Annotated in this window: 15 protein-coding genes; 9 read left to right on the plus strand and 6 right to left on the minus strand. The window is 65.0% G+C overall.

Translation table 11 applies throughout. From position 1 onward, the window contains the following. Positions 1–71 precede the first annotated feature (71 nt). From HPY32_RS20415 to HPY32_RS20450, 9 genes are all read left to right on the plus strand, one after another. Positions 72–947: a phage terminase large subunit gene (locus HPY32_RS20415; RefSeq protein WP_231951341.1), complete on the plus strand. Its 876-nt coding sequence runs from the start codon at positions 72–74 to the stop codon at positions 945–947. Then, complete coding sequence (locus tag HPY32_RS44710; protein WP_231951340.1) at positions 944–1,378, plus strand: terminase large subunit domain-containing protein; 435 nt, start codon at positions 944–946, stop codon at positions 1,376–1,378. Before HPY32_RS20415 ends, HPY32_RS44710 begins: the two co-directional genes overlap by 4 nt. Continuing rightward, the gene (locus HPY32_RS20420; protein WP_156673933.1) at positions 1,368–2,939 is read left to right on the plus strand and encodes a phage portal protein; all 1,572 of its coding nucleotides are present in this window, start codon (positions 1,368–1,370) and stop codon (positions 2,937–2,939) included. The genes HPY32_RS44710 and HPY32_RS20420 overlap by 11 nt, the downstream gene beginning before the upstream one ends. A 567-nt stretch (positions 2,940–3,506) precedes the next feature. Then, a complete protein-coding gene (locus HPY32_RS20425) occupies positions 3,507–4,226 on the plus strand; it encodes a hypothetical protein (RefSeq protein ID WP_156673932.1) in 720 nt (239 codons plus the stop codon). An 18-nt stretch (positions 4,227–4,244) separates the two neighbouring features. Next, positions 4,245–5,264 carry a major capsid protein gene (locus tag HPY32_RS46190; protein ID WP_067578930.1) on the plus strand — a complete coding sequence of 340 codons (1,020 nt, stop codon included), beginning with the start codon at positions 4,245–4,247 and terminating at the stop codon, positions 5,262–5,264. Further along, positions 5,261–5,662 carry a hypothetical protein gene (locus tag HPY32_RS20435; RefSeq protein ID WP_156673931.1) on the plus strand — a complete coding sequence of 134 codons (402 nt, stop codon included), beginning with the start codon at positions 5,261–5,263 and terminating at the stop codon, positions 5,660–5,662. The genes HPY32_RS46190 and HPY32_RS20435 overlap by 4 nt, the downstream gene beginning before the upstream one ends. Beyond that, the gene (locus HPY32_RS20440) at positions 5,662–6,018 is read left to right on the plus strand and encodes a hypothetical protein (RefSeq protein ID WP_067578927.1); all 357 of its coding nucleotides are present in this window, start codon (positions 5,662–5,664) and stop codon (positions 6,016–6,018) included. Before HPY32_RS20435 ends, HPY32_RS20440 begins: the two co-directional genes overlap by 1 nt. Positions 6,019–6,036: 18 nt before the next feature. Beyond that, the gene (locus HPY32_RS20445; RefSeq protein WP_067578925.1) at positions 6,037–6,333 is read left to right on the plus strand and encodes a hypothetical protein; all 297 of its coding nucleotides are present in this window, start codon (positions 6,037–6,039) and stop codon (positions 6,331–6,333) included. After that, entirely contained in the window at positions 6,333–6,698 is a 366-nt protein-coding gene (locus HPY32_RS20450) for a hypothetical protein (protein WP_067578923.1), read from the plus strand. Before HPY32_RS20445 ends, HPY32_RS20450 begins: the two co-directional genes overlap by 1 nt. Here the strand turns inward: HPY32_RS20450 and HPY32_RS20455 are convergent. The 6 genes from HPY32_RS20455 to HPY32_RS20480 all read right to left on the minus strand — a co-directional run bounded on the left by HPY32_RS20455 (position 6,671) and on the right by HPY32_RS20480 (position 12,245). After that, complete coding sequence (locus HPY32_RS20455) at positions 6,671–6,976, minus strand: hypothetical protein (RefSeq protein ID WP_156673930.1); 306 nt, start codon at positions 6,974–6,976, stop codon at positions 6,671–6,673. The genes HPY32_RS20450 and HPY32_RS20455 overlap by 28 nt on opposite strands. 8 nt (positions 6,977–6,984) lie before the next feature. Beyond that, on the minus strand, positions 6,985–8,205 hold the full coding sequence (locus HPY32_RS20460) for an MFS transporter (RefSeq protein WP_067578921.1): 1,221 nt from the start codon (positions 8,203–8,205) through the stop codon (positions 6,985–6,987). Between the two features lie 12 nt (positions 8,206–8,217). Continuing rightward, a complete protein-coding gene (locus HPY32_RS20465; RefSeq protein WP_067578919.1) occupies positions 8,218–9,609 on the minus strand; it encodes a pyridoxal phosphate-dependent decarboxylase family protein in 1,392 nt (463 codons plus the stop codon). Continuing rightward, the gene (locus HPY32_RS20470; protein WP_171982950.1) at positions 9,599–10,828 is read right to left on the minus strand and encodes a circularly permuted type 2 ATP-grasp protein; all 1,230 of its coding nucleotides are present in this window, start codon (positions 10,826–10,828) and stop codon (positions 9,599–9,601) included. Before HPY32_RS20470 ends, HPY32_RS20465 begins: the two co-directional genes overlap by 11 nt. Before the next feature lie 145 nt (positions 10,829–10,973). Continuing rightward, positions 10,974–11,756, minus strand: a complete 783-nt coding sequence (locus HPY32_RS20475; protein ID WP_082870649.1) for a TauD/TfdA family dioxygenase — start codon at positions 11,754–11,756, stop codon at positions 10,974–10,976. Between the two features lie 36 nt (positions 11,757–11,792). Next, entirely contained in the window at positions 11,793–12,245 is a 453-nt protein-coding gene (locus HPY32_RS20480) for a DUF5825 family protein (RefSeq protein WP_156673928.1), read from the minus strand. Positions 12,246–12,256 lie beyond the last annotated feature (11 nt).

Genomic DNA, 12,256 nt, shown 5'->3' on the forward strand with positions numbered 1-12,256 from the left:
CAATCTGGGTTTGCGAGCAACGGGTTTGCCGATGAATGGTGTAGAAGTTCCGGACACACGAGGGGCGATGTATGAGTGTGCTGGATCAGCTACCGATCTCGCGCAAACAAGCGGTCTCGATCGTGGAAGCCGTTGCCCGCTGCAATATCTGGGAAGGCGCTATCCGAAGTGGGAAGACGATCGCCAGCATTCTGTCCTGGCTGTTCTTCCTCTCGGATCCACCCCCGGGTGGGCAGTTCGTGATGGTCGGCCGCACCCGGGAATCCCTGGCCCGCAACGTCATCGAGCCGATGCGCGACACAGCATTGTTCGGGCCACTCGCAAGCCGAGTGTCCTACACCTTCGGGGCACCGACCGCGACCGTGCTCGGGCGGCGGGTGTTCATGCTCGGCGCCTCCGACGCGAAAGCGGAGATGAGTCTGCGCGGGCTGACCGTGGCCGGGGCCTACGTGGACGAGATCACCGTCATCCGCCCGGAGTTCTTCCGCCAGCTGCTCGGCCGGATGAGCCTCGACGACGCCCGCCTGTTCGGATCCACCAACCCCGACAACCCCGTGCACTGGCTCAAACGCGAATTCCTCGACCGCATCGGCAGAACCGACGCAGACGGGCAGCCGCTGCTACCGGAGTGGCGCACATGGCATTTCGAACTCGACGACAACCCCGCCCTCTCCGACAAGCGCAAGCAGCAGTACAAGCGCGAGTACTCCGGGCTGTGGTACCGCCGATTCATCAAGGGGGAATGGGTGGCCGCCGACGGCAGCGTGTTCGACATGTGGGACGACCACCTCGTCACCGACTGGGCCGCACTGCCGCTGATGCAACAGTTGATCGCTGTCGGCATCGACTACGGCACAACCAATCCCACCCACGCCGTGCTCATCGGAATCGGTGTGGATGGCATCCTGTACGCGGTTGACGAAACCGGTACGAGCCGTCCACGATGAGCCAGCGCAAGACCGACGCCGACCTATCAGCCGACCTACGAACCTGGCTGACTACCCCGCATCTGCCCGACTCCCGTCAGGCCCGCATGGACGTTCAGCACGTGATCGCCGACCCGGCCGCCGCGTCGCTGCGCGTGCAACTCGACGCCGACGGCACGGCGACTGCGGCCGCCGACAACGACGTCCTCTACGGACTGCGCATCCTGGCAATGCTGTTCAGCCGCGGGCTGTTGAAGATCACCACCCACTGCCCGGCGTTGCTGCTGGAGATCCCGGGCTATTCGTGGTCCACGGCGGCGACTGAGGACGGTCAGGATGCGCCGATCAAATCCAACGACCACGGTATCGACGCGCTGCGATACGCGGTCGTCACCACCGAACGCCTGTGGCGTCCGCTGATCGGATTCGACGAGGTCCCTGATGCTGCCTGACACCGACATCGCTTGGCCGCCACCACCATTCGACCAGGCGCAGAAAGCCATGCGAGTCTGGGATGCCTGGTATGCCAACGACACCGACCGACTCACCGACATCTACCGCCGCTACCCCGCTTACCGGCCCGCCCAATTCTCCGGCGGACTCATCGGCCGCGTCGTCCGTTTCTTCTGGGGCCGCCCCGACCCGCAAGCCGTCACCCGCCTGCACGCCCCCCTCGCCTCCGACATCGCCCGCGGCAGCGCCGACATGGTCTTCGCCCAACCGCCTCGATTCGTTATCGGCGACGGCGACTCCCGCGGCGACCGCACTACCGCTCAAGCTCGCCTCGAACTGCTCCTCGGCGGAGCCGACACCGCCGCCACCCTGCTCGAAGCCGCGGAACTCGCCTCCGTCCTCGGCGGGGCCTACCTGCGCGCCTGGTGGGACCGCAGTATCGGCGACCACGTGATGCTCGGCCACATGCCCGCCGACACCGCCGTTCCCTCCTGGCGCTACGGCCGCCTGACCGCCGTCACCTTCTGGCAGGTCGTCGCCGAAGACACTCGCAGCGGCGTCGTATGGCGGCATCTGGAACACCACGCACCCGGCCGCATCGAACACGGCCTTTACTTCGGCAGTCGCGACCGCCTCGGCCGACGTCGCCCCCTCGCCGAGCATCCGGCTACGGAATGGGCTGCGCCCCTGGTGGATTCGACCTCTGCGATCCCGACCGGCGTCACCGAGTTGACCGCTCGCTACGTGCCGAATATGAAACCCAACCGCGCCTGGCGTCACATTCCCGGCCTCGCACCGCTCGGTCGCTCCGACCTCGACGGCCAGGAAAGATTCCTGGACGCGCTGGACGAAACCTATTCTGCCTGGATGCGTGACGTTGAGCTGGCCAAGGCCCGCTTGTTCGTCGACAAGCAGGTCACGCACACCCGCGAGCCCGGGGCTGGAGCGACGTTCGATCCGGATCAGGCGATCTTCACCCCACTGCCAGGCAGCACCCTCGGCAGCCTCAAGGACGGGCAGCCGCCGATCATCCCCCAGCAGTTCGCCATTCGCTGGCAAGAACACCGCGAAACCGCGCTGGAGTTGACCGGAGTGATCCTGCGCGGGGCAGGCCAGTCGGCCAGCACCTTCGGCGATGACCGCATCGCCGGTGCTCTCACCGCCACCGAAGTCAACGCCCGCGACCGGCTCTCGGAACGCACCCGTGAGAAGAAGATCAACTACTGGAAAGCCGAACTCTCCCCCTTCGCCCGCGTGATCACAGAACTCGACCGCGTCCACTTCGGCAGCGCGATCGAACTGAAGGCCCACCCGGAAGTCCGCTGGCCCGTCCGCGCTCAACAGCCACTTCTCGAAACGGCCAACCGGCTCGCGATCCTCAAGCAGGCAGATCTGATCTCTACCGAACAGGCTGTGCGTGAACGCAATCCGAACTGGTCCGGCGACGACGTCAACGACGAAGTCGCCCGCATTCACGCCGAAAGTGCTGAACGCGACCAGATCCACCGCCGCGGATTGACCAGGCCCACGACTGTCGCGGCAGGCCAGACCCCGTACTGAGCCGCCGTTCGGAGAAGTCCAGGCTATACCCCCGTTACGTGTGTACTGTGTGTACACCCGAGATACCTTCTAATTCGTAGATAAGTTCGGGCGGCGAGGTTGGCCGCCACGTTGGACAGCCAACCCCGGGGTCGCTCAGCGCAAGTAGACGTACACGGCCTCCAAACCAAGCGTCACTAGCGCCGAACCCCAGCAGATGGAGACTTTGATCCGGAAACGGATCGAGGTTTCCATCTGCCCCTGCCTTTTCCTCCTCTTCCTCGACACGGCTACCTCCCCTGATGGGGACGCAGCGCCGCCTGCCCGGATGGCCGACTGCTGTGAACGCTGCATCTCCGATCGAGGAACCAACCCGATCGAGAACGTTGGTCGATCTGTCAACCGAGCACGACCTTCCTCGACCGAGCGCCACAGTAGCCGACGACGCGGCCGCCTGTACCCGGAACGGCGTGACGCGCTGCCCAATGTTCCACGCGGACAACGGGTTTCATCGAATGCTATTCGATTCAAGGAATGCTAACCGCCGCCCGTCGCGCGACTGGAGGATGCGCAGTCAGGTCGGGGTCAGTGGGGGTTCAATCGTTGCTCTTGCTGTCTAAACCGTTGATACGGAAAGGGATCCGAATGTCCGACAGTGCTGACACCGCGACCGGTGACACCGCACAGCCGCCCGCAACCGAACAGGCAGAACCCGTCTCGTTGCCGTCGGCCCACCCGGATTCGGCTGCGCGTGAACCTGCGCAAGCGTCGGAGAGTAGCGACCCCGTGCGATTGGCAGAGGTGATCGCCGACCTACGTCGCGATCTCGAACAAGCCCGTACCGACGCCGACACTCGTGCAGAACAGGCCCGCGATGCGGTAGTGCACGAGATCGGCCGTGCCCTCGGCCTGGTCGCCGACGAGCACACCGACCCGGAGCAGGTCATCGCTGAACTCACCGACCGCGCCACCACCTCCGACCGGAAACTGCGGGAGTACCGGGTGAACGACGCCATCACCGCAGCGGCCGACGCCCACCACGGTGACCGCAAGCTTCTGCTCCCGTACCTGCGGGGTGCCGGTGCGCTGGATGAACTCGACACGGACGCACCCGATTTCACCGCTCGTATCGACAGCCTCGTCGCCGATGCGATCACCGCCAACCCGAAACTTGCCAATTCGCCAGCGGTCGAGCGCTCCGGTGGTGACTTCAGTGCGGGCGCCTCGAGTCCGCCTGTTCCGGATGAGGAGGACATCGAGTCGTTGCGGCGCAAGGTCCGTGACTCCATCGCCAGTTCCCGCACCTAACCCTCGGAGGATGCCGTCGTGCCCAACAAGTTCCTCACCCCCGACGTCCTGGCCCGCCGCAGCCTGGCCAACCTGTACGAGCTCACGGTCATGTTGCCGCTGGTCTACCGTGACATCTCCAGCGACTTCGGCCCGCAGAAGGTCGGCAACACCGTCAACGTCAAACGGCCCCCGCGGTTCGAGGCCACCAAGTTCGACCGCACCCGTGGCATCGTCATCCAGGACACCACCGAATCCAAGATCCCTGTCGTCCTCGACACTATCGCCGACGTCTCCGTCGAAGTCACCACCGAGGAGCTGACTCTGGATGTGGAGGACTTCGACGCCCAGATTCTGCGCCCGGCGATGGAGGCGATCAGCCAGAAAGTCGATCGCGACATCTTGTCGCTGCGTGCCGAGGTCATCCAGCAGTGCGGTACCGAGGTCTTCCACGGCGGTCCGGAACGGCTGTGGGAGAACCCGGAGAACCTGATCGAGGCTGGCCGACTGCTCGATATCGCGAACGTCCCGGCGGCTGGCCGTCGTGCTGTGGTCGGCCCGACGACCAAAGCGAAATGGCTCGGTAAACCGCTGCTGTTGCATGCGGACAAGAGCGACAGCACCGCCGCGCTGCGCCAAGGCAGTATCGGGCAAAGCCTGATCGGGTTCGACACCTTCTGGTCCCAGAACGTCGGCCAGCCCGCGCCCACCCCGGAGCCCGGTCAGCCCACCACCGAGGTCGGTGTCGCCTTCCACAGCAGTGCCTTCGCATTCGCCTCCGCGCCCATGGAACTCCCGCCCGGCGCCGATGTTTTCGGCGTCCAGTACAAGGGGTTGGCGATGCGGGTCGCGATGGACTACGACATCCGCCAGAAGGTCACCATCATCTCCGTCGACACCCTCTACGGCGTCACATGCCTCGACCCCACCCGCGCTGTCCTGCTCAAAGGCCCGAACGCCGCCGCGTCGGCCCCCGCCGCACCCGACACCGGCACGAAGCCTTCCACCAGCAAGGCCGCCCCCGCGAAAGACACGGCGCAGCAGGACAAGGCAGCGTGATGTTGATCTACGCCAGCACCGATGATTTGGCGGCCTTCCTCAATCCGATCCCGGAAAACGCTGGCGCACTGATCCGCTCGGCATCAACGTTGGTCCGAGATGCCACCAGCAACGATCTCTACGACACCACGCCCGCGGGCCTGCCGAGTGACCCGGATCTGCGCGATGCACTGCGTCGGGCGGTCTGTGTGCAGGTCTCCACCTGGGTGAACGCCGGGATCGGCCCCTCGGCCGGGCTGAAACCGGTGGTAGCCAGCCAATCCGCCGACGGCGGCTCGGTGTCCTACAGCCTGCCCGACCCCCAACTGCTGCAGTACGCCCGAGACCGGCTCTGCCACGAAGCCCACCTCACCCTGCGCAATGCCGGATTGGCCAGCGGGCGACCGCTCATCTGCTGATGACCAGCCCGGCCTACCCGCACGGGGTGATGGTCGAGATCTACCGCGACGGCAGCCCCGACGCCTACGGCGACCTCCGCGACGCCGACGGCCGCCTCCTCGACCGCTACGCCCACCCCCACCACCTCATCGGCCCGTGCGCGATCTTGTGGACCACCACCGAGACCTACGTAGACGGCGAAATCATCGAAACCGCAGCACAAGTCACCGCCCCGGCCGGATCCGATGTCCGCTTCGCCGACAGGGCGAAGGTCGACGGTCGGCCGTTCCGCATCGTCGGCGACATCCTGCATCCCCGTAACTCGTTCACCGGCTGGAGCCCTGGGGTGCGGTTCCGGATCGCGCACGGATTCTGAACCGGGACAGCGAGTTTCATGGACTACGACCCGACCGGCAACGAATTCGATCTCGCGCTCGACACCGGCGACGACGCACGCCGAATGCTTCAGGAGATCACCGACCTCGGCGCGGACTTCTGGCGCACTCGATCGCGTCGTCGTACCGGATTCAACGCCACCCACGTCACCGGCTACGTCGATCCCGGTGACGGTCACCAGTACGGCGTCGTCTACGCCTCCGGCCACTACGCCCGCTACCGGGAGCACGGCACTCGCTACAACGCGGCCGAGCATGTCATGGCCGACTTTCTGCGCCTGCTTGAGGACTTGTGATGCCGCGCTATCCGAATGTGCACGAGGTGCTGATCGCCCTACTGTCGCCGATCGCGTCCACCGTGAAGGCCCGGCGACCCGCTCAGCCATTGCCGTACAACGTGGTTCGGCGGATCGGCGGCAACGAGGACGGCATCACCGATCGACCGGTAGTACGCGTCGACACGTACGCGGCGACTGACGAACGAGCCGAACAGCTGAAAGAGGCTTGTCGCCAACGCATTACAGAGTCCGGGGGCACACTCGTCGGCACCATACTGATCGATTTCGCCCATGAGGTCAGCGGTGGTATGGACGCGCTGGCATCTGAGCCGAGCGACCACAGACAGTCGGCCGTTTACCAAATGTCGTTCCGTGCGTCGTAACGCGGCAGCGATCCCGCGATGGCAGGGGAGGCCAATTCGCTGAAAGATATGTGGGCGACCTCGGTGTGACCGCGTATCCATGCCCATGCAATACCCGCCATCAGTGCGCCATCCATGAGGTAAGAGGCTGCTTCCGTCCAGCGGCCTGGCATTGTCCAGCGCTGGCTTCCCGACTTGAGGTGACGCGGTTCGGCACACGCCACAACCTTGGCCAAACCCAACCAAACAGTATTAATTGTGCCGAGTTTCAGATCATCCGACAGGAGATCGTTCAGCACGCACCACCTTATGACATATCAGTTTCGTCGGCGACTTCGGATGGTATCGGCGCTGCGCTGATCGCTGGCGCGAGTGCAGATATCAGTAGGACGGCTGACACCACGCCCGCCCCGGAAATGGTGATCACCCAACGGGGACCGAGAGCGTCGAGCAGTGGTGTGGCCAGAAGGTAGGCGAGGGAACTTGCCGCGAACGGGATCGACATCGTGATGCCGCTAACGGTGCCCAGCATTCGCCCGGGAGTGGCGTGTTGAACGATGAGGTCGGTCGCCACGTTGCCGATACCGTTGCCCGCACCCGCCGCTAGCTGCGACACGAAAGCGGTCCCCAACCACGGGGTCACGGCGAGTGTCAATGCGCCCACCCCGAACAGGCCCTGCCCGAAGCCCCATGTGCGCAACGGATTTCGGCTCCGTCGGACTTGACCGAGGAACACGGTGGGGCCCACCACCATCCCGATGCCGTGAACCCCTACCAGTGCACCGTAGGCCCACGCCGGGGCGTTCAAGGCATCCCTGGCCAGGAAGACCAACGATGCTGTGGTCAACGCGGCGAATGCCACTACCGCGAAAAGGCCGAGTGCCACCGAGCCCAGCAGCCTGTTGCCGACCAGTTCCCGGAAGCCGAGTGCCAGGGTGCGCCCATAACCGACCCGATGCTCCTCCGCACGTGGCGTTTTCGGAAGATCGAGGCGGACGATCAGGACGATGGAAGCGAGAAACGTCAGCGCGTCGATCAGCACGACCACACGGGCGTCCACCACGGTGAGCAGCGCGCCGCCCAGGAGCGGACCCGCCGCGAAACCGGCATTGAAACAGATCGCCATAGCCGCGAACGCGTTCGGCAGTTGCTCGGCATCGACCATGGCGGGAATCGACCGCCGCCCGGCCGGTAGGAACAACGTGTTGAGCAGGGTGGCCACCGCGATGATCGGAATACTCACCGCGAGATGAAACGGAATCACCGCGACCACGCCGAATAGCACCATCTGACCGAGGTCGGTCAACACCATGATCTTCTTCGCCGAGTAGATGTCGGCAAGTGCCCCGCCGAACGGACCGACCAGGCGCGGCAACGACAACGCCAACAAGACCATGCTGGCGGCCAGTGGTCCCTCGGCCGCGGCCATAACGATCAGAGCCACCTGTGCGATCTGGTCGCCTGCGAAGGACGTGACTCGAGCGAGCCAGAACCTTCGGAAATCCTGACCGACCGGCAACAAGCTCATCCGAAATCTCCTTCAGGCCATACTCGCAACGATCTTCTCCAGCATGTCTACGCTTGTCCGCGGATTCAGGATGGCGAACCGCGCGACCGTCTCTCCGGCCCAGATCGTCGGTGCCACAAAGCCTTCCTGTCGCTCCAGCAGGCCTGCCGACCATAACTGGTAGTCTCGGGGGCTCCATCCTTTGCGACGGACCAGCACAACGGACAGCTCGGGCGGGAGCACCGACTCGAGGTACGGCGTCGATTCCACGAGTGCGGCAAGTTCTCTGGCGGTCCTGAGACTGGTCCGTACCGCGTCCTCGAAAGCAGCGGTTCCGTACACCGCCAATGCGAACCACAGCGGAAGTCCGCGCGGCCGACGCGTGCTGTGGTAGGCGAAGTCGCTCGGGTTCCACTCCAGATGCTCGGCGTCGTGGATGACATCGAAGTAGGCGGCCCGCTGAGTGTGCACGGCCCGGGCCGACTGCGGTCGGCGGTATATCAGCGCACTGCAGTCATAGGGGCTGAACAACCATTTGTGTGGGTCGACGACAAGTGAGTCCGCACGTTCGATCCCGGCGAACACAGCCCGGGAATCCGGATCGAAAAGCGCTGCACCACCGCCGTATGCGGCATCGACGTGGAACCAGATGCCCGATCGAGAGGCGACATCCGCGATCGCGGCCAAATCGTCCACGAGTCCGGCGTTGGGGGTACCGGCCGTCGCGATTACAGCCGCCGGTGCAACGACGCGCTCCCGCAGGGCGGTCTCCAGCCCCGCCGCGGTGAGCCGACAAGACGGCGTGGTGACCACGATCGGCCGGGCGCCGATGATCCGAATGGCATGCAGCACGGACGGATGGGCCTGGTCGCTGACAATGATGTCCACCTGACGAGAATCGTCGAGGCCGAGTCGACGGCGCGCGGTGTCCCGAGCTACCACGAGTGCAGACAGATTGGCGGCCGAACCACCGCTGAGAAAACATCCTCCAGCGGTGTCCGGCAGTCCTGCGCGAGCGGCCAACAGATCCAGTACCTGGTTTTCGGCGGCCACCGCACCCGACGCACCCAGCCACGTCACACCTCGCAGGGCGACGCTGGAGACCAGCATGTCGAACAGTGTCGCGGCCTGACTGGGCGCTCCCTGGAAGAATGCGAGAAACGTAGGATTATCCATGGCCACGAATGTTGGCTCCAACACTTCTTCGTAGATCCGGAGTACATCCCTGGGGTCGCGCCCGACGGGGCCGATCACGCCGTCCAATGCCTTCTTCAGTTCCGCCTGCCCACCCGGACTCCCCAATGGAAGCGGTCCGTTCGCCATGCGCCGTCGCACCGTCGAGAGCATCAACTGGACGAAATCCTCTGCGTAGGTGTGCAATCCGGGAAGTGCGCCCGGCCGATCGCCCGTCTCCTCAGAGGACATGCACGCTCCCCTGGGCCGCGCCGAGGGACGGTGTCACATTCAAGCCCAAGGTTGGATCACACCGTCGGATCGCCCCTGCAAACCGTCGGCCAACGGCAAAAACACCGGTCGAGGTCGAGAATTCGGAAAACGTCATACCGCCCGTGCCAAGGGAGGCGAGTCGAAGCACCGGAGGCCGGACAACCCGTTGTACGACCCAAAGCTCCTCTCCGGTAACGGCATCGTCGATGGCCTGCTCCCAGGCCGACTGCTCTGTGGCAGGGCCGAAGACCAGCCCTTCTCCGCAGCAGCCGTCAGCGGGCTTCAACACGTATGCCGATCGCTGCTGGGCGACCGTCTCCGCGACGTCGTCGATCATCCTGGTCCACGGCAGCGCGGCATTGATCCGCTCGGCGAGGGAGGACGGAAGGCTCCCGGACGCCGCCGCCTCGGACAGGATGGCCAGAAAGCCTTTGTTGACGAAGACATTTCCCACCAGATTGCCCACCAACGAGACCGAGCCACGGTCCACATGCTCCACCAGGTGTCGCCAACGGTCGTCCTTGAGTCCGGGGGTGCCGTCGCTTTCGTCGAAGAAGCGGTAGAGGGCATCGACCCGCCTCCCGTCATATCTGATGTATTCGCCGTCGAGGTCGAGGTCCTCGACCGCGGCGGCTACGGCCGTGATGCCGTACCGGCCCAGTGCCCTGACCAGTCCGAGGTAGGAGTGCGACGGCATATTGTCGTCCTCGTGCCCCCAATAGGCGACGACCATCAGTCGCGACCGGTCCAATCGGTCGACCTCGGCCAGATGCTCAGCGAGCGCCCGCACCGTATCGACATACGTTGCGCCGACGCCGCGTAAGTACTCGGCCGATTCGGGCCATGCGTCGTACATTCGCGCCAGTACCGCGCTCATCGCGATACCGCCCAGCGGTGTTCCGGCATTGAGCTCCACGAACCACGGAGCACCCGAGCTGTCGAAGACGACGTCGGGCCGCGCGATGCGTGCCCAATCCTGAGCGGCGCCGATCCGATACACGTCGCGCTGCCGCGGTGGCAACCGCAGCGCTGCCGCGAGCCTGCCCGGATCGTGCTGGAACTTCTCCCGAAGCACGATATCGATCCCGTCGAGGATCGCGGTCAGTCCCGTTCGCAGGGCGGCGAGGGCGCCGCGGGAAAGGAACTGCGGAGTTAGCACGAAGGGCCAAGCGTCGAGCGGCACGCTCAGCTCCGCCATCTCCGACAGCGCGGTTCCCGGCCGGGCCGGATCGGGATCGAAGTAGCGCTGCGTATCGGTCCGGCGGGTCTGCAGCCAGTGGTTGAAGTCGGCCTCCTGGTCGGTGATCGCCGGAAGGCATAGGTCATTGGAGTCCACGCTTACCTCAGTTGGCGGGAAGGGGGAAACGGGCGGTAGGGCAGTGGTCGAGCATGACCCTGCGCAGGTGCCGACGTGGATCAGAAAAGCCGTTGCGGGAGTGATACATTCGCCAGTTGTCCCACACGAGCAACGCATTTTGGGCGATCTTGACAGAGCGGCAGGTTCGTTCGAAGTGGCGGAGCCCGCGATCGCGGTACTCGGTCAAGAGAGAGTCGTCGGCGTATTCACCGTCCTGTGTTCGGTAACGCATCTCCCTGCCGGAGAAGCGCAACACGATGCCCCACGGCGTATGTTCGGCGATCGGGTGGCGCGCGGCCTCGTGTACTCCCTCGGCAGTCAGGCTCATAGGCGACCGCCATTCGAACTCGCGAACTGACATCGCCGCTCGCTGCTCCGGGGAGAAGGTGCCCAGCAACTCGTATCCGTCGGCAAGCGTTGTCTCCCCGCCCGGCCCCTGTGCAGGTGTCACCGCCCAGAGCGCAATGTACCGCGGCGGCAGACCGGCGAACTCGAAGTGTTCGGTGTGCGGAACCAGCGGCTTCATATTCAGGGCGGAGACCTCGAACGCCTGCATCGCCGGATCCGGCTTGATGTCGCGGATCAGCTCGCCCTGGTACTGCCGGACCGGAGCCCCCAGAAGTGAGAGCACGGACAGACGATCGAAGTCGGCCGGAACACCGGCGACGTGGACGTATCCGAATGCGGTGAGGGCCTTGGACATTTTGTCCGCCAAGGCCGTCGGTCCGGCCGTAAACGCGAGAACTGCCGATGCGGCGGGATCATTCATCGACTGGTCACCTCGGTCTCGACATGTCGTTTCGCATCACAGCAACTTGGTCGGCAGTGCAAGGCGGCTCAGCCGATACGGCAGGACGACGCCCTTGTCGCCGAGTTCGAACAGCAGCCCCGCGGCGCGCAGCGCCGATGTGGCCGACCCGGGCCGAAGGGCGCCGGGATGGTGCAGTCGTTCGAAGAGTACGAGGTGTTCCGGATCGTCCAGTAAGGTTTCGACGGCGCTGCCCGAACGCTCGTCATGGATAATCACAAATCCGGGACCGCGGCGGAAGTAGAACTGGCAGGGGCGGTGCCGTGCGCGCCACACGGTCGGCTCGACACCGGGCTTGAGCCACAGAGGCGGCGCCAGGTGCTGCAGCGGGGCCACGGTGTCCGCGTCGGCGGCACACGTCCACCGCACGGACTCGCCCCGCGCAGTCATGTCGCGCAAATCGGCCACGAAGGCGAGGAATTCGTCCGGGTGGTGCATGTTGGCGTGCACCGGGATGTCGG

Origin of the sequence: Nocardia terpenica, assembly GCF_013186535.1 — a bacterium.
Classification (GTDB): Bacteria; Actinomycetota; Actinomycetes; order Mycobacteriales; family Mycobacteriaceae; genus Nocardia; species Nocardia terpenica.